This window comes from Microvirga arvi, assembly GCF_016892765.1.
GTDB classification, from domain to species: Bacteria; Pseudomonadota; Alphaproteobacteria; order Rhizobiales; family Beijerinckiaceae; genus Microvirga; species Microvirga arvi.
In genome coordinates this window covers 126,411-146,656 of record NZ_JAFEMD010000009.1, presented here as the reverse complement: position 1 = coordinate 146,656, position 20,246 = coordinate 126,411, and the positions used below count along the sequence as shown (strand labels likewise).

The window sequence follows — 20,246 nt, the reverse complement described above, 5'->3', positions numbered from 1 at the left end:
GCGCCGAGTTCGTGGGCCGGGGTGTTGGCGAAGGCCCCATTGAACGAGCCGACGGGGGTGCGTGCCGCGCCGACGATAACGATGCTGTCTCGGGCCATGCCTCTCTCCTGTGCTGATCTTGTGTGACGCTGAATGTATGTAGTGCTTGTCCGATGAAAGCCCCAGGGGGTGGGATGTCAAGGATAGGATGGTTCGGCCGCGCCTCAAGGCTCCTTAGACTTTTGGCGCTTTGCTCGCCTGCCATAAGGCTTATAATCATTGAAGGCCGGCATTCCGAGGGATGACGGCCCAGTGGCTTTCCCAGGAGCGTATCGGGACAACATGGCGACGGACAAACAACCGACGGTCATCAAGAAATATGCCAACCGCCGCCTCTATCACACAGGCACATCGACCTACGTGACGCTGGAAGATCTGGCCGGCATGGTGCGCAAGGGCGAGGACTTCGTGGTCTACGACGCGAAATCCGGCGAGGAGATCACCCGCTCGGTGCTCGCCCAGATCATTTTCGAGCAGGAGAACAAGGAGGGGCCGAACCTTCTGCCGGTCACGGTGCTCCGCCAGCTGATCCGCTTCTATGGCGACAGCATGCAGGCCCTGGTGCCGAGCTATCTCGAGTTTTCCATGAACAACCTGTCCCAGGAGCAGCAGAAGCTTAGGGAGCAGATGTCGCAAGCCTTCGGCCCTTCGGCTTTTCAGGCCATGGAGGAGCAGGTGCGCAAGAACATGGGCTTCTTCAGCGAGGCCATGCGCATGTTCTCGCCTTTCCCGCAGCCCTCCTCAGGCACCCCCGAGGCGAAGCCCGCTCCCAAGGAGGGGCCGGATGATCTCGATACCCTGAAGCGGCAGATGGCCGACATGCAGGCCAAACTCGACAAGCTGGCGAGCAAATAGGCTTTCAGCTTCAGCCTCGTGCCTTCTTCAGCATCTGCTGCAGGGTGGACGGCTGCGCGAGGGCCTTCGGCTCGCCGAACAAATTGCCCTCCAGATAATCCACGCCCCAGGCGGCGAGCAGCCGGGCGGTCGCTTCGTCGTCGACCCACTCGGCTGCGGTGGCGATCCCCATGTGCTGCGCCCTGTCGATGAGGGTGCGCACCTGGAGCCGGTCGTCGGTGGAGCGCTTGAGCGGCTGGATGAAGACGCCGTCGATCTTGAGAAGGTCGACCGGCAGCATCCGCAGCTGCACCTGCGAGAGATGGCCAGCCCCGAATCCCGTAAGCGCAAGCCCGACGCCGAGCGCCTTCATGGCATGGAGCCGGCCGAGATTGCGGCGGCATTCGATAAGGGCGATCTCGGGAATTTCGAGCATCAGCCGCGCCTCGATGCCCGGCCGGGCGCCGAGATGCGCCGCCAGCATCGGCAGCCATTCCGCATCCAGGAGGGTCCTGGACGAGACCGGAAGCGCAAGGCGCTGATCGGGGTTGCGCGCGAGATGATCGGCGGCAAGCTCCAGCATGCGCCCGTCGACCAGCAGAGCAAGGTTTGCCTCCTGCAGCCCCGGCGCGGGGCCGAGCGGGATCATCTGTCCGTCAGCTCCGCTCAACGAGGCACAGGCGTGAGCCATCATGGGGGCTCGTGTTCGCGCATCCACCATGGGCCGGCAGGCCAGGGTCAGGCTGCGGTCGTTGAGGGCGGCAACCCAGTTGAAGGGGGCCTCTCCGGCAGCGGAAGAGGGCTTGGCGGAGCGGGGCTTGTAGAGTGCGGACGCCTCGCCCCGCTCCATGGCGATGGCCAGGGTCTGCTCGGCAAAGCGCAGCAGCTTGGTCGCCTTGAAGGTGTGATCCGGCGCGCAGGCGGCTCCCAGATGCAGGGATGCCGCATCTGGATGATCCTGCAGGAGCCCGGTCAGGCGCTTCATGGCGCTCACGGCATCCGCAGCCGGGCAGCAGGTGAGCGCCAGCGCGAAGCGATGCGGGCCCAGGGCGGCGAAGACGTCGTGACGGCGCATCATCGGGCGAAGCCTGCGGGCGATGTCCACTATTGCCTCCGCTTCCACCTCGTCGAATGCGCCGACGATCAGGGTGCAGGTCTGGGAGACGCGGAGAGCCTCGTTGATGCCGGTCTGGATGCGGCAGAGAAGCGCGGATCGATCCTTCAGCATGACCGGCAGGAGATCCCGTGCGCCTGAGGCGGGATCGACGCGCAGCTGACCACGGGCGAAAGCAGGGCGACCCTGGACATCCGGCTGCCACCGGCCCGCATCCTCGATCATCACCACCCGATCCGGTTCGAGCCGGAGCGCATAGCGGGTCTCGTAGGAGCGGTTTGGAGCCTCCGAGGCGGCAATGGCCTCATGAGGAGAAAGGCCGCAGCCGGGCTCGATCAGCTGGGCAAAGGCCTGACCGGTCTTCGGCAGGTCCCTAGGCGGCAGGCCGAGCGCCTCGGCGGCGCCGGGGCCCCAGGTCAGGGAATCCGTGACCATGTCCCAGGCATAGGGGATACCGGCAAGGGGCGAGCGGGAGGAGACGGCCTCCTGGCGGCTGCGCGTCGACCGGGAGGCGCCCTTGAACAATCCCATCCGGCCCTGCCGCTTCGTCGCCATCACGCTCACCCTTGGAAATACGCATGGATCGGGGCAAGCGGCGACGCATGGTTCGCACAGTCAGGCCGGGTCCCGAGGAACAAGGGCGCAGGATCGGCTCTCAGGCTTAATGAAGGGTAAAAAGCGTTGTAAAATCAGCAATCCTGGGGATTGCGGGCATAAAAAAACCGGCGCCATGGACGCCGGTTCTGATGCTCGCATGCCGCGTTGAGATTACGCGTCAGCCTTCACCTTCAGGACCTGACGGCCACGGTACATGCCGGTCTTCAGGTCAACGTGGTGAGGACGGCGCAGCTCGCCGGAATCCTTGTCCTCGATATAGGTCGGGGCCTTCAAGGCATCGGCGGAGCGGCGCATGCCACGCCGCGAGGGCGACGTTTTTCTCTTTGGAACGGCCATTTCTCGTCTCCGGTAAAAAAAAGCGGAGCGCCCGCTTAACCGGGGAACGCTCACATCTCGAACTTGATGAGGTTGCGCCTCATACTAGGTCTTGGTGGAAATATCTAGTCCCCTGGAGCATTCCAGGCGTTTTTCATTGCCGCAGGCCATTCCGCTTCCGGCGCAGCATCCTCAGGGTTTCAGGCAGTCGCTGAAGGGAGCCGCCCGCGCCATGCGGGCCTGCAGCTGCCCGGCCAGAGCGCGATGCCCGGGCTTCGGATTGGCTGGATTGCGGAGCAGGGGATTGGGCAGGGCCCGGGCCAGGAGGGCAGCCTCGCGGGCGTTCAGGTTCCTGGCCGACTTGCGGAAGTATTTCCGAGCAGCGGCCTCCGCCCCGAACACGCCCTCGCCCCACTCGGCGACGTTGAGGTAGACCTCCATCATCTGGCGCTTGGACCAGATCAGGTCGAGATAGAGTGCGACCGGGATCTCCATGCCCTTGCGGAGGTAGGAGCGGCTTGGCCACAGGAAGAGGTTCTTCGCCACCTGCATGGGAATGGTCGAGGCCCCCCGGGCCGGCCCGTCCTCGTCGGCAGCCTCCACCACATCCCAGAGAGCGTCCCAATCCACGCCGTTGTGCTCGCAGAAGCGGCTGTCCTCCGCGGTCATGACGGCAAGCGGGAGGCTGGCCGCAATCCCGTCCAGACCGACGAAATCCCTCTCCACCGGCTGAAGGGAGAGCCAGCGGCCCAGCATGAGGGTCGAGACCGGCGGAACGGCCCAGTACAAAAGGCCTAGCCAAAAGACCGTGCCGACCCATAAGAGGATAAGACCGAGGCCGATCTTGACGAAGCGGCGGAGAAGGCTGGCAGCCGTCATCGGTTCCCGCGGCCGCCCCGACCGCAGGATCCATTTCGGCCGCGATTGTTCATCCGTCTTCTCGGACGAGGCGGCGGCCCCATCCGAATCCAGGCTCCTCATGACGCCATCCACCCCCAGCTTCACGACGCGGCTCTCCGACGCCGCGAGGATTGTCGAAGCAGGTCTCGAAGCCTTGCTATCAGACAATGCCGCTCCGGGCGAGATTGCCCGGCCGCCCCGGCTCATGGCTGCCATGCGGCATGCTGCCCTCGGCGGCGGCAAGCGCCTGCGCCCGTTCCTGACCATCGAGACGGCCCGCCTCTTCGGGGTGGAAGAGCAGGGCCCCCTGCGGGCGGGCTGCGCCGTCGAGCTGCTGCATTGCTATTCCCTGGTGCATGACGACCTGCCCTCCATGGACGACGACGACCTGCGCCGGGGCCGTCCGACTGTGCACAAGGCCTATGACGAGGCCACCGCCATCCTCGCGGGCGATGCCCTCCAGACCCTCGCCTTCGAGGTGCTGGCCGATCCGGCAACCGATCCGGACCCGGCAATCCGCTCCGATCTCGTGCTCGGCCTCGCCCGAGCCTCGGGGCTCGGAGGCATGGTCGGCGGCCAGTTGCTCGATCTCTCGGCAGAGGGGCGCTATGGGCCTGCGAACTTGAGCGACGCCGATGTGCGCCTGCTTCAGATGATGAAAACCGGCGCGATCCTTGCCTTCTCGGTCGAAGCAGGAGCCATTTTAGGCAGAGCCGATGCGGCCGGCCGCCGGAGCCTCGTGGAATATGGCCGGGCGCTCGGTGCCGCCTTCCAGGTGGCGGACGACATCCTCGACCGGGAGGCGACGCCTGAGGCGCTCGGCAAGCGCACCGGCAAGGATCAGGAGAAGGGCAAGGCCACCCTCGTCGACCTGCTCGGAATGGAGGGCGCGCGCCGCGAATGCCGCCAGCTCGTAGAAAAAGCGGAAGCTTCCCTCGACCGCTTCGGACCGCAGGCGCAAACCCTGCGCGAGGCGGTGCGGTTCGTGGTCGAGCGTCAGGTTTAGGGATCAAGGCGGGCAGTGCCTGAAAGGGCTGCCCGCCGGACCGCCTACTGAGCGGCGGCGCGAAGGCCGGAGCGCTCTCCGAGCTTCGTCGCGTGATCGATCACGTGGTAGATGTAGTTCTGTTCGACCACACCCGCGAAGAGATGGGCCCAGGGGCCGCCGGCGAAGATCGCCACGTCCTCGCCGCCATGGGTTTCGCTGTCGAGCGGCACCAGGGACTGCTGCTTGTAATCGGGCGCCGTCGTGCTGGCCGGGACGGGACGAGGCTCGCCCTCTTTCACGGCGCCGGGTCCGTTCGCATAGCCGAGCGTGGTGATCGGCTTGCCGTCCTTGCCGAGCTTGGGCTTCCCGTCCGGCTCGACGATCGTCTCGAGAATAGGGTTACCGCGCTTCGGATAGCCGCTGATCGTCAGCGTGTGGCTGTGATCTGCCGTCACGATGACGAGCGTCTCCGCCAGGTTCACCCTCTTCAAGGCCGCCTTGATGGCATTGTCGAAGGCGACCATGTCCTCAAGCGAACGATAGGCATTGCCGTCGTGATGGGCATGATCGATGCGGCCGCCCTCGACCATGAGGAAGAACCCGTTGGGGTTCTGGCTCAGGATGTCGATGCTCTTCTCCGTCATCTCGGCCAGTGACGGCTCGCCGCCGTTGTCCTTGAGCCGGTCGGCCTCGTAGCGCATATGGGAGCGTTCGAAGAGACCCATCACGTGCGGAGTTTTGGGATCGAGCTTGTCGAATTGCTCCTTGTTCCACAGGAACACGCCGCTGTTGGGATAGCGGTTCTGCCATTCCTCCACGAGGTTGCGCCCGTCCTTGCGCGAGCCCTTGCGATCCGCATCCTCGGGATCGTTCACGGTCTCGGGCAGAAAGCGGTCGCGGCCGCCGCCGAAGATGACATCGAAGCCGTCGCCGTAGGACCATGCAGCGAGCTGCTGGGCAATGTCCTTGCATCCTGCAGCCATCGCCTCTGGCGGCATGTTCGCATCGCCCTCCCAGTCGCGGTGAGGCGTGTGTGCATACATGGCGGCCGGAGTAGCATGGGTGATGCGAGCTGTGGAAACGACGCCGGTCGCCTGTCCTGCCCGCTCGGCCATGGCAGCCAGGCTCAAGACCTCCTTGCCCTTCGATCCGGCGCAGTCGCCGACCTCGACCTCGCTGTTGACTCCGATCACGTCGTTGCGCGTCTTGACGCCGGTGACCATCGCAACCGCTGTCGGAGCGGAATCGGCAACCTGCGCGTCATGGGTGTAGGTCTTCGACAGGGCCGCAAAGGGCAGCTTCTCCATGCCGAGAGAATTCGACTCGCCATCCACGCTGCGCTTCTGACCTTCGTAGATCCGGCCTGCCGTCACCGTGGAGATACCCATGCCGTCGCCGACGAACAGGATCACGTTCTTGGCGCGGTTGGTGTTCGGCGTGATGCGCAGCCGTTCCTGAAGCGCCGTGTGGGCAGTCTGAAAATAGGCGTCGTTGGATTGGGGCAGGGTGTTTTGGGCGTACGCAGAGCCACCCGTGGCGGCGAGCAACGCCGCGACACTGACGAACCTTCTCATGCTTTCCTCCCGTGCTGCCTGGCTCACCGGCATTCCGGACAGGAGCACGCATGGGTAAGTAGGATCCGCCTGTCGCCGGCCCAGAGCGCCGGATCCACATCCGTGACGCCGATCGGGCCGGAGCCGCCGTCAAGCCGTCGGCACCCAGAACTGGAGCTTCACATGTCTGGGACGGGTGGCGTGCGGCACGGTGCCGGCAGGCTCGCCGCCATTGGAAAGGATCACCTTGCGCGATCCCTCGTTGTCGTCGTCGCAGGTGACGAGAACCCGCGAGAAGCCTTCCGCGCGGCAGACGGGCAGAATGAGCTTCAGCGCCTGGGTGGCATAGCCGCGCCGCTGCTTCCACGGCACGATGGTGTAGCCGATATGGCCATAGGCGGTCGGCGGCAGCTCCTCCGTACCGCGCTGAAAGCGAAAGCCGATCCGGCCGCAGAATTCACCATCGCTGATCCAGAAATCATGCGCAGGCAGGCGCGGAACCTCCCGCCCGTCTGCCAGTCGGATCATCGGGCTGTTGTAGAGGTCGTGGAGGAAGCGCTCAGGGTTTCGCCGCAACTGCCAGAGCTGCTCGCGGCTCACATCCTGATCCGTGTTCGGCGACCAGCCGCGGGCGAGAGCGTCTTCGTAGGCATGCAGCCAGTCCAGGCTCGGACGGATGAGGGTGATCTTGGTCATGGCGGCCCGAAGGTGACATCGTGCCGTCACGAGGGCAACAGGTTGGCGCATCGGATGGATCCCAAAAGTGGACACCACTTTTGGGATCCATCCGATGCTTACACCGTGACCTGCGTGCCGACTTCCACCACACGGCCGGTCGGGATCTGGAAGAAGTCCGTGGCGTCGCTGGCGGATTTGGCGAGACCGATGAACAGCTTGTCCTGCCAGAGCGGCATGCCCGACTGGCTGGAGGGGCGGATCGAGCGCCGCGACAGGAAGAAGGACGTGGCCATGATGTCGAACTTGAAGCCCTGCTTGCGCAGGATCGCAAGCCCGCGCGGGATGTTGGGCGTCTCCATGTAGCCGTAGCTCAGGCGGATGCGCCAGAACGAATCGCCGACATGCTCGATGGACACGCGATCCTCGTCATCGACACGGGGAATGTCCGCGCTTTTGACGGTGAGGATCACGTTCTTCTCGTGCAGCACCTTATTGTGCTTGAGGTTGTGCAGGAGCGCCGCCGGCGCGGTATCGGGATCGCTCGTCAGGAACACGGCGGTGCCCTTCACCCGGTGCGGCGGGCTCTTCTCCAGCATCTGCACCAGCTCGAGGAAGGGCACGTCGATCTTGCGGGTCTTCTCGAACAGGATCCGTGTTCCCTTCACCCAGGTCCACATGAGCACGAAGAAGCTGCCGGCGATCAACAGCGGCACGTAGCCGCCATCCAGGAGCTTCACCAGGTTCGATGACAGGAAGGTGAGATCAATCAGGAGCAGCGGGATCATGATCAGGCCGGTCTTCACCGGTCCCCAGCCCCAGCTGCGACTCATCACGACGCAGGCGAGAAGGGTGGTGACGACCATGGTCCCGAACACCGCGATGCCATAGGCGCTGGCAAGGCTGCTCGATGACCCGAAGAGGATCACGAGGGTCACGACCGCGCCCAGGAGCAGCCAATTCACCCGCGGCAGATAGATCTGCCCCTGATGGGTCTCCGACGTGAAGCGGACTTCCAGACGCGGCAGGATCCCCAGCTGCACGGCCTGCCGCGTCAGGGAGAAGGCGCCGGTGATCACGGCCTGGCTCGCCACGATGGTGGCCAGGGTTGCGAGGATCACGAGCGGCAGCAGCAGCCAGGGCGGGGCCAGCAGGAAGAACGGATTGGTGATGGTTTCCGGGTTCGACAGGACCAGGGCGCCTTGGCCGAGATAGTTCAGCGCCAGGGCCGGAAACACGATCGTGCCCCAGGCCATGCGGATCGGCTTGCGGCCGAAATGGCCGAGATCGGCATAGAGCGCTTCCGCACCCGTGACGGCAAGGCAGACACTTCCCAGGATCGCGAAAGCCGTACCCGGATGCGTGACGAGGAAGGACACGCCGTAATAGGGATTGAAGGCGAGGAACACCTCCCAATCATCCGCAATGTGGAGGAGGCCCAAGCCTGCCATGGAGATGAACCATAGGAGCGTGAGCGGGCCGAAGAAGGTGGCGACCTTGCCGGTGCCGCGGCTCTGCACGGCGAAGAGCGCAATCAGGATCGCCAGCGCGCCGGGCAGGACATAAGCCTCGAAGGAGGGAGCCACCAGCTTCAGGCCTTCCAGGGCCGAGAGCACGGAGATGGCCGGCGTGATCGCGGCGTCACCGTAAAACAGGGCCGCGCCGGCCATGCCCATCATCAGCACGGGCAGGTTTCGGCGCCCAAGCGCGAGCTGCGTCAGGGCCACCAGGGTCAGGGAGCCGCCTTCGCCCTTGTTGTCGGCCCGCAGCAGCAGAACGACGTACTTGACGGTGACCGTCAGGATGAGGGCCCAGAGCAGCAGCGACAGGATGCTGATCACCAGTTCGCGGGTCAGGGGGACCGGAGTGCCGTGGTGGCCGCCGGTCGCGGCCATCACCGTCTCGCGCATGGCATAAAGCGGGCTGGTGCCGATATCGCCGTAGACGACGCCAATGGCGCCGAGGGTCAGGGTCCAGAAGCTCGCCTTGTGGTGGCTTTCCGGAAGGGTGGCCTCGGGGACCGCGGAATCCGCGTGTCCGGGGGCGACGGCGTGCTGTTGTGCCATGTATGTTTTTCTTTGCGGATGTGCCCGCGGACGGCCCTTGTTGAAACACTCTACAGACGACGAAGGGCGGCCCCCTTCTCTAGCATCGGACCCAAAAGTGGACACCACTTTTAGGATCCATCCGATGCTGTTCTTCGGTGGGCGCATCGTTGGACGCGGAAAACCGGATCCACTTTTCCGCACGATGCGCTCATGAGCGCAGCGGCCGTCACTGCCGGCGCGGCGGCTGTCTAGCACATCGCGCTTCAGCTTAAAACGGAATTTCTCTCAAGGTTCCATGGGGCCGGCTGCTGCCTCATTCGGCGGCATCGCGCCCGGGCTGGCCGTAATTTTTGTCGATGTAGTCGAGGACGATCTTCTGAAAGTCCTGGGCCAGCGTCGGACCGCGCAGGGTCATGGCCTTCTTCCCGTCGATGAAGACGGGGGCCGTCGGCTGCTCGCCGGTGCCGGGAAGCGAGATGCCGATATTCGCGTGCTTCGACTCGCCCGGCCCATTCACGATGCAGCCCATCACCGCCACGTTCAGGTTCTCGACGCCGGGATGCGTTTGGCGCCACTCGGGCATGGAGGTGGAGATCCAATTCTGGATGTCGCGCGCCAGCTCCTGGAAGACGGAGGAGGTGGTGCGTCCGCAGCCCGGGCAGGCGGCCACCAGCGGCACGAAGGTGCGGAACCCCATGGTCTGGAGCAACTCCTGGGCGGTCTTGACCTCGAGCGTCCGGTCGCCGCCGGGTTCCGGCGTCAGGGAGAAGCGGATCGTGTCGCCGATGCCCTGCTGGAGCAGGATGCCGATGGCGGCCGAAGACGCCACGATGCCCTTCGTCCCCATGCCCGCCTCGGTCAGGCCGAGATGGATCGCGTAGTCGGAACGGCGGGCGAGGTCCTGATAGACCGCAATCAGGTCCTGCACGGCCGAGACCTTGGCCGAGAGGATGATCCGGTCGCGACCGAGACCGATTTCCTCGGCGCGGGCGGCGGAGAGCAGGGCAGACTGGATCATCGCCTCGCGCGTCACCCAGCGCATGTCGCGCGGGCGGGCCGAGGCGGCATTCTCGTTCATCAGGTGGGTGAGCAGCTCCTGGTCGAGGGAGCCCCAGTTGGCGCCGATGCGCACGGCCTTGCCGTGCCGGATCGCCTGCTCGACGATCGCACCGAACTGCCGATCCTTCTTCTCCCTGAAGCCGACATTGCCGGGATTGATGCGGTACTTGGCAAGCGCCTCGGCGCAGGCCGGGTGGTCGGCCAGCAGCTGGTGGCCGATATAATGGAAGTCGCCGACGAGGGGCACGTCCACGCCGAGCCGGTCGAGCCGCTCGCGGATCTTCGGCACGGCGGCTGCGGCCTCGTCGCGGTCCACCGTGATGCGCACGATCTCGGAGCCTGCCCGGGCGAGTGCCGCCACCTGAGCCACCGTAGCATCCACATCCGCGGTGTCCGTATTGGTCATCGACTGGACCACGATCGGCGCGCCGCCGCCGACCATCACGGAGCCGACGCGCACGCCCACCGTGCGGTGGCGCGGGGCCGGCCCGGCCCCGCCCTCGGATGCGGTTTCGGCTTCAGGAGACGAGAAGAAGGACATGCTGCAACCCACGACGGCAGCTCCGGGCTGCCGTCGTTTAGCTGATGCCAAAAGCCCGCTGCGTCAAGCGCGGCTTAAAAACGCCGATGCCGCCCGCTGTCAGTGAACGTCCTGACAGTGCTGGCACCGGCCGGTGATCTCCAGGGCGCGGGCCAGGGGCTGGTAGCCCTGCTCCGTCAGCACCCTGAGGACGGTTTCGCTCACATCCGTTGACGTGATCTCGGATGCTTCGCCGCAAGCCTCGCAGATGAGGAAGGCGGCCGTGCCATGGCTGCTCGAGCTGGCGATATAGGCGTTCCGGCTCGCGAGGCGGTAAGCCAGCCCCTGCTCGATCAGGAAGTCGAGGGCGCGATAGACCGTAATGGGCGCCAGGCGGCGTCCTTGGGACGCGAGCGCATCCGCAAGATCGTAGGCCCCAAGAGGCTTGGCAGTGCCCAGCAGCACCTCGAGAACGCGCCGGCGGATCGGCGTCAGCCGGGCGCCCCTCGTCCGGCACAGGGCTTCCGTTTCAGCCAAGGTCCGTTTTGCCGCCTCGGGTTTCAGCGGAGCCTGAAAGCGGATGCGCTCGTTCGGAAGGGGGTGCTGCAGAGACGGGGCATGGACCATCGGGATTTCTCATTGTTCAAGATGAAGGCCAAAAGCACTACGGTGCCACACCCAGAGGGCGAATCCACCTCGTTCATGCAGGTTATAACACTACCTGTTTCAAGGGGTAAATAGAGTGCCATTTGTATGATGATTAAAAAATAGCTGCTGCTGTCTCGGCCCTCTCATGGCTGCCGAAACCGCCAGACGCTGGACTTCTTGATGTCGGAATCTTCAAGGGTCCGCGTGACCGGCACCTCGTAGACGGCCAGCTTCTCCAGCCTGTCCTTGGGCAGATAGCTGCGTCCCGGATCGCCGATCAGGACCGTCACTCCCCGGCTGCTCAGGGCGAACAGCCAGTCCGCCACACGGGCGGCGAGATCGCGCTCGTAGCAGATGTCGCCGGCGAGAACCGCGTCCCAGCCCTGGTCCTGCCCGACGATATCGGCTTGCAGCGGAGCAATGGAAACGCCGTTGGCCTCGCTATTGAGCCCGATGGCGGCAAGAGCGAAGGGATCGATGTCGCAGGCGGTCACAGCGGTGGCCCCGGCCTTCATGGCCGCGATGGCGACAAGGCCCGAGCCTGAGGCGAAATCCAGCACGCGCCGACCCCGCACCGTCTCGGGATGATCCAGGATATAGCGCGCCAGCGCCTGCCCGCCGGCCCAGGCAAAGGCCCAGAAGGGCGGCGGGAGACCGATCTCGCCGAGCTCCTCCTCCGTCTTTTGCCACAACTCCGTCGCCTCGTCCGCCACATGCAGGGCAATCTCCGGCGCATGCGGCACGGGGCGAAGCCGGGTTTCAGCAAGGATGAAGGCGACGGGGTCGGTGATCATGTCGCGAGCATGGAGCGGTAAAGCTGTTTGACGCTGTCCATCACATTCCGTTCCGTAAACCCGTCGAGCACGCGGGCGCGCGCGGCCTCGCCCATGCGGGCGACCAGGTCCGGCTGGCGGGACAGGCCTATAAGCGCCTCGCTCAGGGTTGCCGCGTCGCCGGGCGGCACGAGCAGGCCTTCAACTCCGTCTCGCACCAGGGTCCGGCAGCCGGGCACGTCCGTGGTGACAATGGCGCGGCCACAGGCCGCCGCCTCCAGGAGCGTGCGCGGCAGGCCCTCGCCGCCACGGGAGGGCAGGCAGGCCACATGGTGCTCCCGCCAGACGCCCGCGATATCCTGCGTCGCGCCATGCCAGGAGATTCCAGGCTCCTCACCCCAGGCCTTCAGGGTTTCTTCCGGGATCGCCTTCGGGTTCGACGGATCGGGAGCGCCGTAGAGGGAGAGCTCGATGGGTGCTCCTTTCGCCCGTGCCGCGCGGACCGCCTCCACGGCCACATCGATGCCCTTGGACCACAGTTTGCGGGCGACAACCGCGACCTTGAGCGGCGGCAGGGGCGGCAGGGGGGCAGGCTTGAGCGCTTCGGGATCGACACCGGCACCGCCGAGGATGGTTACGCGGGCCTCCGCCGGATCGAGGCCCAGGAGCTTAGGATCGTCCGCGTTCTCGAAAACATAGTGGGTCCGGTTCGTCTGGAGGCCCTGCACCAGCAGGCGGATGGCCCGCTGCGACAGGCGACCGACCGTGTCGGTCCGAGCGCCGAGAAAGCCTGAGCCCGTAAGCGCATAGACCCGTCGCCCGACGCCGGCCAAGGTGGCGGCAAAGCCGCCGAGCAGAATGCTCTTGAGGGCGATGCAATGGACGAGATCCGCCTTCTCGGCCTTGAGAATCGCGGCCAATTGGCCGGAGGCGTCGCCCAGCTTGAAGATGTTCAGGCTGCGCCGCTCGATGTTCAGCGGCACGACCTTCGCGCCCAAAGCCTCGATGGCCTCCCGGTGGGCACGCACCCGCGTTACCACAGTGACCGCAAGCCCCAGCTCGCGGGCGGCCTTGGCCATGGGCAGGAAGTGGGAGGCGAAGAACCAGTCTTCGGTCACGACGAAGACGAGCTTGCGGCCTTGAGTCTCGGGTACGGGTGAGGAGGGCAAAGGACGATCCGGAAAAGCAAGGCGCCCTTGTAACCTCCCCATGAGGGGAAAGGGAACTCCCCCCGGCTGCACCCGTTGCCGTCGACTTGTGCAACGGGAGGATCTCCATGGCGGATTGGCTGCCGACACTTCTGGCGACCATCGCCGGCATTCTCTCCACATCGAGCTTTGTGCCCCAGGTGCTCAAGGCCTGGCGCGAGCGGGACACGGCGGCCATCTCGAAGAGCATGTATCTGGTCACGGTCACGGCTTTCGTGCTGTGGTCGGCCTACGGGTTCCTGATCGGGGCCTGGCCGCTCATCGTCTTCAACCTGCTGAGCCTTGGCTTGAGCGGCACCATCCTTGCCCTGAAGATCCGCAATGATCGCAGCGAGGCCGGCGCATCGTCTGCTGCGCCGGCCTCGCGCAGGGAACCCGAGGCAGTACGATCCGGTTGACGTTCTGCTTTTTCATAAGGCGGCCCATGTTGCTGGAACCGAACGCGACCACCGAGAACATCGTCGACCCCCGGGACGCCGCCGAGACCGCGGGTCTCCTTTATGTCTCGGACGAGGAGCCCGGCATCCGGCGAAAGAAGTCCGGCAAGGGCTTCACATACGTCAAGCCCGACGGCGCGAAGGTCGAGGACAAGGCAACCCTCGACCGCATCAGGTCGCTGGCCATTCCGCCGGCCTATACGGATGTGTGGATCTGCGCGAAGGCCAACGGACATATCCAGGCGACCGGGCGCGATGCCAAGGGGCGCAAGCAGTACCGCTACCATCCGGCCTTCCGCGAGGTCCGCGAGAGCACCAAGTACGAGCACATGCTCGAATTCGCTCAAGGCCTGCCGGCGATCCGCAAAACCATCGACGAGCATATGAGCCTGCGCGGGCTGCCGCGCGAGAAGGTTTTGGCGACGGTGGTGCATCTGCTCGAGAACACGCTCATCCGCGTGGGCAATCCCGACTACGTGAAGCAGAACAAGAGCTATGGCCTCACCACCCTGCGCGATCCGCATGTCAAGGTGGAGGGCGCGGAGCTGCGCTTCCAGTTCAAGGGCAAGAGCGGCAAGACCTGGAAGCTGCAGGTAAAGGACCGTCGCATCGCCAGGATCGTGAAGGCCTGCCAGGACCTGCCGGGGCAGGATCTGTTCCAGTATCTCGACGAGAACGGCGAGCAGCAGTCGATCTCGTCGGCCGACGTGAACGCCTACCTCAAGGAAATCACCGGACGCGATATCACGGCCAAGGATTTCCGCACCTGGGCCGGAACGGTGCTCGCCGCGCTCGCACTCATGGAATTCGAGGAGTTCGACAGTCAGGCGAAGGCCAAGAAGAACATCCGGGCGGCCATCGAGAAGGTCTCGTCCCGCCTCGGCAACACCCCGAGCATCTGCCGCAAGTGCTACGTGCATCCCGAGGTCTTTTCCTCCTATCTCGACGGGGAGCTGCTTCTCGAGATCAAGGAAGAGATCGAGATGGAGCTGCGCGAGGATCTGCCGTCCCTCAAGCCCGAAGAGGCTGCGGTTCTGACGCTGCTGCAGGAGCGCCTGTCCCGCGAGGTGAAGAAACAGGAAGAGAAGAAGCCAGCCAAGAGCCGCGCACCATCCCGCAAGAAGCAGGACAAGAGCCAGCCTGAGATTCGGATTTGAGAGTTTATTGTCATCCAGGACGAAGCGTAGCGAAGATCCGGGATCGTGTGCAGGATAGAACTCTGAATTCCCTCTCCCCAGATCTCGGGTGTTCTCGAGATCTGCTTTTGCTGGCCCAAGTCGGGAACACCCGACTTGGGCTGGGAGAGGGTTGGGGTGAGGGGTTAGTGTCCTCTCCGGATAGACTTGTGACCCCTCACCCGCGCCTGAAGGCGCGACCTCTCCCTCAAGGAGAGGTGAAGGAAAGCCACACTCGTCCAGCGATCCCGGATCGGCTTACGCCGTCCGGGATGACGGTAGGCTGATAGGGCTCATGTCACACGCAACGGCTTGACCTGTCGCATCTCTCATGGTCCATCGCATCCGCGCCAATCGGGACTGGGTGAGATGAGCCGCTCGTTCAAATTGATGATCACCATTATGGCATTGCTGGCTTTTGCCACTGCCAGCGGCGTTTCATCCGCCGTCGCCCAGGACGCTCCGCCAAAAACCTGGCCGGAGGTGAAGTGCGAGCGCTATGGAAAGGCATGGGCCGAGGCGCTCGTGCGGCGAGGCAGGCAGGGTTTGAGCCCGGAGTTCATCGAACGGCATGAGGCGTTTCTGGCATCGCGATGTACGGCGCGCGCCGATGTCTGCCCTCGGTCCTCCGAGGAGCTCGACATGGCCAACATCATGGTCGTCGCGGCCATGAACGCCGGCACGGCGAGCACCTTCCCGCCCTTCGCCTGCCGCAAATGATCACTCCGAAGCCTCTCGAACATTTCCCGCATTCCTCGCGTTAGGGTTTCGCTCCCTTCGTTCAGCGAGGTCCTCCATGCGCATTCATCACCTCAATTGCGGCTGCATGTGTCCGCTGGGCGGACGGCTCTGGGATGGGGTGAGCCGCGGGTTGACCGGAAACCTGATCTGCCATTGCCAGCTGATCGAGACGGATCACAGCGGCCTCGTCCTCGTCGATACGGGCATCGGCGCCCGCGACGTTGAGGATCCCTATGAGCGCCTGAGCCCGCTCTTCGTGCATGTCAACCGCATCCAACTGGAGCACCGCTACACGGCTCTGGAGCAGGTGAAGAGCCTGGGGTTCTCGCCGCGCGACGTGCGTCACATCGTTCTGACGCATCTCGATTTCGACCATGCGGGCGGTCTGGAGGATTTTCCGGACGCAATTGTTCACGTCCTGCGCGCCGAGGTGGAGGAGGCCGAGGTGCGCCAGGGCTTCATTCATCGCCGCCGCTATCGTCCCGAACAATGGGATGGGGTGCGCGACTGGCGCTTCTACGATCCGACCGGCGAGCGCTGGTTCGGCTTCGGCTCCGTGCGCGACCTCGACGGCCTTCCGCCGGAGATCCTGATGGTTCCTCTGCCCGGCCATACCATGGGACATGCCGGGATCGCCATCGATACGCCGGATGGCTGGCTGCTCAACGCAGGCGACGCCTATTTCCATCGCCATGAGATGGACGAGGAGCCCTCCTGCACGCCGGGCCTTCTGGTCTATCAGCGGATGATGGAGGAAGATCGGCCGTTGCGCCTTCACAACCAGGAGCGGTTGCGCGAACTGGCGAACGACCCTCGCAGCAACGTGAAAATCTTCTGCAGCCACGATCCGGTCGAACTCGAAGCCCTGCAACGCCTTAGCACCGGATGGCGCCCGCTTCGCTCCGAATATCGTCCGGGAATGCGGGCCCACTAGCCGCCGTCACCCCTGGTCCCTGCCTGCCGCCGCCCTAAAAGCAGGCAGGTAGGCCGATGAGGGGAAAGCGAAATGGAATTCGATGCCCTGTTGCTCTCTCGCATCCAGTTCGCGTTCACGATCGCCTTCCACATCATCTTTCCCGCCTTCACCATCGGCCTTGCCAGCTGGCTCGCAGCCCTGGAGTTCAACTGGCTGCGTACCGGCAACCCGCTCTACCGCACGCTCTTCCGGTTCTGGGTGAAGGTCTTCGCGGTCTCCTTCGGCCTCGGTGTCGTGTCGGGCATCGTCATGAGCTATCAGTTCGGCACCAACTGGTCACGCTTCTCCGAATTCACCGGCAATGTCCTGGGGCCGATCATCGCCTACGAGGTGATCACGGCCTTCTTCCTCGAGGCGGCCTTTCTCGGCATCATGCTGTTCGGCTGGGAAAGGGTGGGTGACCGCCTGCACTTCTTCGCCACCTGCATGGTGGCTTTGGGCACACTCCTGTCAGCCTTCTGGATCCTCTCCGCCAATTCCTGGATGCAGACGCCTGACGGTTTCGCCATCGAGAACGGCAAGGCGGTGCCCGTCGACTGGTTCAAGGCCGTCTTCAATCCGTCCTTCCCCTTGCGCTATGCGCATATGGTGCTGGGCTGCTACCTGACGACGGCGTTCGCGGTGGCGGGCATGTCCGCCTGGATGCTGCTGCGCCATCCGCATGATGCACCGGAGACGAAGCTCGCCGCCTCGCGGCGCTCGCTCTCCATGGCGCTGTGGTTCGCCACCATCTTCGTGCCGGTCCAGATTCTCATCGGCGATCTTCATGGCCTCGGCGTGCTGAAGTACCAGCCGACGAAGCTTGCCGCCATCGAAGGCAACTGGGACCGCATGGCCAACATGCCGCTGCGCCTTTTCGCGATCCCCGACGAGGTGGCGGAGACGAACCATTACGAGGTCGGCATTCCGAAGGTCGGGAGCTGGGTTCTGACGCACGCCTTCGACGGCGTCGTGCCCGGATTGAAGGAGGTGCCTCGTGACGAGCGACCGCCGGTCTGGCCCGTCTTCTTCTCCTTCCGCATCATGGTCGGCATCGGCTTCGCGATGCTGGGGATCGGATTGTGGAGTTTGTATCTCCGGCTGAAAGGCACGCTGTTCACCAACAAGCCCTTCCTCACGGCCGCCATGATCATGACGCCTTCGGGCTTCGGGGCCGTGCTCTTCGGCTGGTTCACCGCCGAAATCGGCCGCCAGCCTTACGTGGTCTACGGGCACCTGCGCACGGCGGATGCGGTCTCGCCCGTTTCGGCGCAGGCCGTGGGTGCAACCCTGATCATCTTCATCGTCGTCTATGCCTTCGTGTTCGGCTTCGGCTCCTACTACCTCGCCAAGCTCCTGCGGCGCGGCCCCGATCCGGTCGAGGACATCCGCGGCGATGATCTCGGCAAGAAGCCGAAGCGTCCGTTCTCGGTGCCGGACGAAGGCCTGGAGGGCCGGCCCGGCCACCGGGCGCAGCCTGCGGAATAGGAGGCGGGACGACCATGTTCGGTTTCGGAACGGAATATGAAGGGCTGGCCTTCTGGCTGCCGCTGATCTGGGCGGGGCTCCTTGCGGTGGCGGTGGCCATGTACGTGATCGTCGACGGCTTCGATCTCGGCGTCGGCATCCTCTTCAAGGGCGCCCACACCGAGAACTGGCGCGACCGAATGATGTTCTCGGTCGCTCCGATCTGGGACGGCAACGAAACCTGGCTCATCCTTGGCGGTGGCGGCCTGTTCGCCGTATTCCATGTCGCCTATGCGGTGCTGATGCCGGCGCTGTACATCCCGATCATCCTGATGCTGATCGCGCTCATCTTTCGCGGCGTGGCCTTCGAGTTCCGTTTCAAGGCGGAGCGCTCGAAATTCCTGTGGGACAACGCCTTCTTCTTCGGCTCGCTGCTCGCGACCTTCTTCCAGGGCATGGTGCTCGGCGCCTTCGTGCAGGGCTTTGCCAATGACGGGCGCCAGTTCACCGGCGGCACCTTCGACTTCCTGACGCCCTTCAGCGTGCTGACGGGCATCAGCCTGATCTTCGGCTATGGTCTCCTCGGCGCAACCTGGTGCGTGATGAAGACCACGGGCGAGCTCGAGATCTGGGCGCGGCGCATGGCGGTGCGCTTCCTCGTCGCCACCATCATCGCCATGGCGGCCGTGTCGCTGTGGGTGCCGTTCCTTGGCCGCCAGATCGAGACGCGCTGGTTCTCCTGGCCCAACATCGCCTTTCTCGCCCCGATTCCGCTGGTCACGGCCTATGTGGCCTACAGGCTGTTCCGCGACCTGGAGGAGGGGCGGCATTACCGGCCCTTCTTCCTGGCCATCGGCCTGTTCCTGCTCGGCTATCTGGGCTTAGGAATCAGCCTCTTTCCCTATAACGTCCCGCCGAACCTCACGATCTGGGATACGGCCAACACGGTCAACTCGCAGCTTTTCGCCCTGGTGGGCTTCGCCATCGTGCTGCCGATCACCTTCGCCTACACGGCCTATGCCTATTACGTCTTCCGCGGCAAGGTGGCGGAGGAGATCTCGGGCGGCGGCTACGGATATCACTGATGCAGAGCGATACGCATCGGCCCCCGGAGCAGCGCGCGAAGCGCCTGCTCTGGTTCGTGTTTCTCTATGTGGCAAGCCTCGCCGTCTTTGCGGCGGTCGTCTATGGCCTGAGGGTCATCGTGAGAGCGAGCATCTAGCGGTAGGTGCCGATGAAGCCCTTGTCGGTGAGCACCACCCAGCGGGTGCCGCGGCGCTCGATGGCCTCCACCTTGCCGACACCAGGGAGGATGCCGCCCGGCATGACCTCGTAGAGGCGGCGGTTGCGGCTCTCCACGAGCGCTGCGCCGTTATAGACCTCGCGCAGCACCCAGCCGTCCACCGGCTCGCTCTTGACGGGCTTGGGCGCAGGCGCCTCCTCGCGGATTGCGGCCTCGGTGACCGGGGGAGTTGCAGGGACAGCCGGAGCGGCAGAGGCAGCCGGAGCAGGGGGCTTGGTGTTCAAGGCCGCCAGAGTGGTCATGATCTGGCTTTCCATCTTGTCCAGGCGGACCTCGAGCGAGGTCAGCTTCCTGCCGGGCTCCTGAAGGCTGACGGCGAGGCTCTCGACCTTGTCGGCGAGTTTCGTCCGTTCCGAAGCGGAGGCTGTGGACGAGGTGTGCTCGATCTCCTTGAAGGCCGCGACCGTGCTCTTGAGGGAGTCGAGATCGCCGCTGAGTCGCGCGAGAATATCCTGGCTGCGGGCGGTTTCGGCCTCAAGCCTTTGCAGGGCGTCACGATTGGCGAGCGCTCCCATGTAGGAGGCTGACCAGCCAGCGCCGACGAGGAGGAGGGCGATGACGGCCTGGGCAGCGAACCGGGTGGGCGAGGACCGGCGGGATGCGGCAGCGTCGGCGGATTTTGCTTCGGAGGCCGGGAGCGAAGGCTTCGCGTTCTCACGGGCGCTCTTGACGGCCTGGGCCAGCGCAGTGCTCGCCGGTGAGGCGATCTGGACGGTGCTGTCGGACGATGCGCAGGTCCCTACCTTGGCGTGGCTGCGATCCTGAAGACCTTTGTTGCTGTCCATAATGCGACCTCATTTGCAGGTCACAGACGATTAACCACGAATGTTTACCAAACCGTTATGGTTAAGGTTTTGGCTGCATCGTGAACCCTCT

Annotated in this window: 21 protein-coding genes; 9 read left to right on the top strand and 12 right to left on the bottom strand. The window is 64.6% G+C overall.

Features of this window, described 5'->3' with window-relative positions; all coding sequences use genetic code 11:
• On the bottom strand, positions 1–98 hold a 98-nt coding region (locus ILT44_RS32175), incomplete at its 3' end, for a thiolase family protein (protein WP_504739437.1).
• Positions 99–321: 223 nt separating this feature from the next.
• Here ILT44_RS32175 and phaR point away from each other — a divergent pair.
• A complete protein-coding gene (gene phaR, locus ILT44_RS08055; protein ID WP_204239063.1) occupies positions 322–894 on the top strand; it encodes a polyhydroxyalkanoate synthesis repressor PhaR in 573 nt (190 codons plus the stop codon).
• Positions 895–904: 10 nt separating this feature from the next.
• On the opposite strand, the gene ILT44_RS08050 is transcribed toward phaR, so the two are convergent.
• From ILT44_RS08050 to mtgA, 3 genes are all read right to left on the bottom strand, one after another.
• Complete coding sequence (locus tag ILT44_RS08050) at positions 905–2,542, bottom strand: EAL domain-containing protein (RefSeq protein WP_204239062.1); 1,638 nt, start codon at positions 2,540–2,542, stop codon at positions 905–907.
• 213 nt (positions 2,543–2,755) lie between these two features.
• Positions 2,756–2,941: a 50S ribosomal protein L32 gene (gene rpmF, locus ILT44_RS08045; RefSeq protein WP_036358586.1), complete on the bottom strand. Its 186-nt coding sequence runs from the start codon at positions 2,939–2,941 to the stop codon at positions 2,756–2,758.
• A gap of 171 nt (positions 2,942–3,112) precedes the next feature.
• Positions 3,113–3,901, bottom strand: a complete 789-nt coding sequence (mtgA, locus tag ILT44_RS08040) for a monofunctional biosynthetic peptidoglycan transglycosylase (RefSeq protein ID WP_204239061.1) — start codon at positions 3,899–3,901, stop codon at positions 3,113–3,115.
• On the opposite strand from mtgA, the gene ILT44_RS08035 reads away from it, so the two are divergent.
• Positions 3,900–4,826: a polyprenyl synthetase family protein gene (locus tag ILT44_RS08035; RefSeq protein ID WP_204239060.1), complete on the top strand. Its 927-nt coding sequence runs from the start codon at positions 3,900–3,902 to the stop codon at positions 4,824–4,826. The genes mtgA and ILT44_RS08035 overlap by 2 nt on opposite strands.
• A gap of 44 nt (positions 4,827–4,870) precedes the next feature.
• On the opposite strand, the gene ILT44_RS08030 is transcribed toward ILT44_RS08035, so the two are convergent.
• The 7 genes from ILT44_RS08030 to ILT44_RS08000 form a co-directional block, all read right to left on the bottom strand.
• A complete protein-coding gene (locus tag ILT44_RS08030) occupies positions 4,871–6,382 on the bottom strand; it encodes an alkaline phosphatase (RefSeq protein ID WP_204239059.1) in 1,512 nt (503 codons plus the stop codon).
• Between the two features lie 129 nt (positions 6,383–6,511).
• The gene (locus tag ILT44_RS08025; protein ID WP_204239058.1) at positions 6,512–7,108 is read right to left on the bottom strand and encodes a GNAT family N-acetyltransferase; all 597 of its coding nucleotides are present in this window, start codon (positions 7,106–7,108) and stop codon (positions 6,512–6,514) included.
• Positions 7,109–7,155: 47 nt separating this feature from the next.
• The gene (locus tag ILT44_RS08020; RefSeq protein ID WP_204239057.1) at positions 7,156–9,102 is read right to left on the bottom strand and encodes a potassium transporter Kup; all 1,947 of its coding nucleotides are present in this window, start codon (positions 9,100–9,102) and stop codon (positions 7,156–7,158) included.
• Between the two features lie 295 nt (positions 9,103–9,397).
• Positions 9,398–10,684, bottom strand: coding sequence for a flavodoxin-dependent (E)-4-hydroxy-3-methylbut-2-enyl-diphosphate synthase (ispG, locus tag ILT44_RS08015; RefSeq protein ID WP_204239056.1), 1,287 nt, complete (start codon positions 10,682–10,684; stop codon positions 9,398–9,400).
• 99 nt (positions 10,685–10,783) lie between these two features.
• Complete coding sequence (locus ILT44_RS08010; RefSeq protein WP_204239055.1) at positions 10,784–11,290, bottom strand: Fur family transcriptional regulator; 507 nt, start codon at positions 11,288–11,290, stop codon at positions 10,784–10,786.
• Positions 11,291–11,454: 164 nt separating this feature from the next.
• Positions 11,455–12,105 carry a class I SAM-dependent methyltransferase gene (locus ILT44_RS08005; protein WP_204239054.1) on the bottom strand — a complete coding sequence of 217 codons (651 nt, stop codon included), beginning with the start codon at positions 12,103–12,105 and terminating at the stop codon, positions 11,455–11,457.
• Positions 12,102–13,253 carry a glycosyltransferase family 4 protein gene (locus ILT44_RS08000; protein ID WP_204239053.1) on the bottom strand — a complete coding sequence of 384 codons (1,152 nt, stop codon included), beginning with the start codon at positions 13,251–13,253 and terminating at the stop codon, positions 12,102–12,104. Before ILT44_RS08000 ends, ILT44_RS08005 begins: the two co-directional genes overlap by 4 nt.
• Positions 13,254–13,360: 107 nt before the next feature.
• Between ILT44_RS08000 and ILT44_RS07995 the strand changes: the two genes are divergently transcribed.
• The 7 genes from ILT44_RS07995 to ILT44_RS07965 all read left to right on the top strand — a co-directional run bounded on the left by ILT44_RS07995 (position 13,361) and on the right by ILT44_RS07965 (position 19,289).
• The gene (locus tag ILT44_RS07995; RefSeq protein ID WP_204239052.1) at positions 13,361–13,690 is read left to right on the top strand and encodes a SemiSWEET family sugar transporter; all 330 of its coding nucleotides are present in this window, start codon (positions 13,361–13,363) and stop codon (positions 13,688–13,690) included.
• Between the two features lie 26 nt (positions 13,691–13,716).
• Complete coding sequence (locus ILT44_RS07990; protein ID WP_204239051.1) at positions 13,717–14,886, top strand: DNA topoisomerase IB; 1,170 nt, start codon at positions 13,717–13,719, stop codon at positions 14,884–14,886.
• Positions 14,887–15,273: 387 nt separating this feature from the next.
• The gene (locus ILT44_RS07985) at positions 15,274–15,624 is read left to right on the top strand and encodes a hypothetical protein (RefSeq protein WP_204239050.1); all 351 of its coding nucleotides are present in this window, start codon (positions 15,274–15,276) and stop codon (positions 15,622–15,624) included.
• A 76-nt stretch (positions 15,625–15,700) separates the two neighbouring features.
• A complete protein-coding gene (locus tag ILT44_RS07980) occupies positions 15,701–16,579 on the top strand; it encodes an MBL fold metallo-hydrolase (protein WP_204239049.1) in 879 nt (292 codons plus the stop codon).
• 72 nt (positions 16,580–16,651) lie between these two features.
• Positions 16,652–18,088: a cytochrome ubiquinol oxidase subunit I gene (locus ILT44_RS07975; protein ID WP_204239048.1), complete on the top strand. Its 1,437-nt coding sequence runs from the start codon at positions 16,652–16,654 to the stop codon at positions 18,086–18,088.
• 14 nt (positions 18,089–18,102) lie between these two features.
• A complete protein-coding gene (gene cydB / locus ILT44_RS07970) occupies positions 18,103–19,152 on the top strand; it encodes a cytochrome d ubiquinol oxidase subunit II (RefSeq protein WP_204239047.1) in 1,050 nt (349 codons plus the stop codon).
• Positions 19,152–19,289, top strand: a complete 138-nt coding sequence (locus ILT44_RS07965) for a hypothetical protein (protein ID WP_204239046.1) — start codon at positions 19,152–19,154, stop codon at positions 19,287–19,289. The genes cydB and ILT44_RS07965 overlap by 1 nt, the downstream gene beginning before the upstream one ends.
• Here the strand turns inward: ILT44_RS07965 and ILT44_RS07960 are convergent.
• Complete coding sequence (locus ILT44_RS07960) at positions 19,286–20,155, bottom strand: hypothetical protein (RefSeq protein ID WP_204239045.1); 870 nt, start codon at positions 20,153–20,155, stop codon at positions 19,286–19,288. The two genes, ILT44_RS07965 and ILT44_RS07960, sit on opposite strands and share 4 nt — an antisense overlap.
• Between the last annotated feature and the right edge of the window lie 91 nt (positions 20,156–20,246).

Excerpts from the sequence above, each read along its gene's own strand:
- rpmF (WP_036358586.1), bottom strand. The coding sequence starts at position 2,941 with ATGGCCGTTCCAAAGAGAAAAACGTCGCCCTCGCGGCGTGGCATGCGC.
- ILT44_RS08020 (WP_204239057.1), bottom strand. The coding sequence starts at position 9,102 with ATGGCACAACAGCACGCCGTCGCCCCCGGACACGCGGATTCCGCGGTC.
- cydB (WP_204239047.1), top strand. The coding sequence starts at position 18,103 with ATGTTCGGTTTCGGAACGGAATATGAAGGGCTGGCCTTCTGGCTGCCG.
- ILT44_RS07980 (WP_204239049.1), top strand. The coding sequence starts at position 15,701 with ATGCGCATTCATCACCTCAATTGCGGCTGCATGTGTCCGCTGGGCGGA.
- ILT44_RS07960 (WP_204239045.1), bottom strand. The coding sequence starts at position 20,155 with ATGGACAGCAACAAAGGTCTTCAGGATCGCAGCCACGCCAAGGTAGGG.
- ILT44_RS07975 (WP_204239048.1), top strand. The coding sequence starts at position 16,652 with ATGGAATTCGATGCCCTGTTGCTCTCTCGCATCCAGTTCGCGTTCACG.
- ILT44_RS07990 (WP_204239051.1), top strand. The coding sequence starts at position 13,717 with ATGTTGCTGGAACCGAACGCGACCACCGAGAACATCGTCGACCCCCGG.
- ILT44_RS08005 (WP_204239054.1), bottom strand. The coding sequence starts at position 12,105 with ATGATCACCGACCCCGTCGCCTTCATCCTTGCTGAAACCCGGCTTCGC.
- ILT44_RS08025 (WP_204239058.1), bottom strand. The coding sequence starts at position 7,108 with ATGCGCCAACCTGTTGCCCTCGTGACGGCACGATGTCACCTTCGGGCC.
- phaR (WP_204239063.1), top strand. The coding sequence starts at position 322 with ATGGCGACGGACAAACAACCGACGGTCATCAAGAAATATGCCAACCGC.
- ILT44_RS08010 (WP_204239055.1), bottom strand. The coding sequence starts at position 11,290 with ATGGTCCATGCCCCGTCTCTGCAGCACCCCCTTCCGAACGAGCGCATC.
- ILT44_RS07995 (WP_204239052.1), top strand. The coding sequence starts at position 13,361 with ATGGCGGATTGGCTGCCGACACTTCTGGCGACCATCGCCGGCATTCTC.
- ILT44_RS08035 (WP_204239060.1), top strand. The coding sequence starts at position 3,900 with ATGACGCCATCCACCCCCAGCTTCACGACGCGGCTCTCCGACGCCGCG.
- ILT44_RS08050 (WP_204239062.1), bottom strand. The coding sequence starts at position 2,542 with ATGGCGACGAAGCGGCAGGGCCGGATGGGATTGTTCAAGGGCGCCTCC.
- ILT44_RS07965 (WP_204239046.1), top strand. The coding sequence starts at position 19,152 with ATGCAGAGCGATACGCATCGGCCCCCGGAGCAGCGCGCGAAGCGCCTG.
- ILT44_RS08030 (WP_204239059.1), bottom strand. The coding sequence starts at position 6,382 with ATGAGAAGGTTCGTCAGTGTCGCGGCGTTGCTCGCCGCCACGGGTGGC.
- ILT44_RS07985 (WP_204239050.1), top strand. The coding sequence starts at position 15,274 with ATGAGCCGCTCGTTCAAATTGATGATCACCATTATGGCATTGCTGGCT.
- mtgA (WP_204239061.1), bottom strand. The coding sequence starts at position 3,901 with ATGAGGAGCCTGGATTCGGATGGGGCCGCCGCCTCGTCCGAGAAGACG.
- ispG (WP_204239056.1), bottom strand. The coding sequence starts at position 10,684 with ATGTCCTTCTTCTCGTCTCCTGAAGCCGAAACCGCATCCGAGGGCGGG.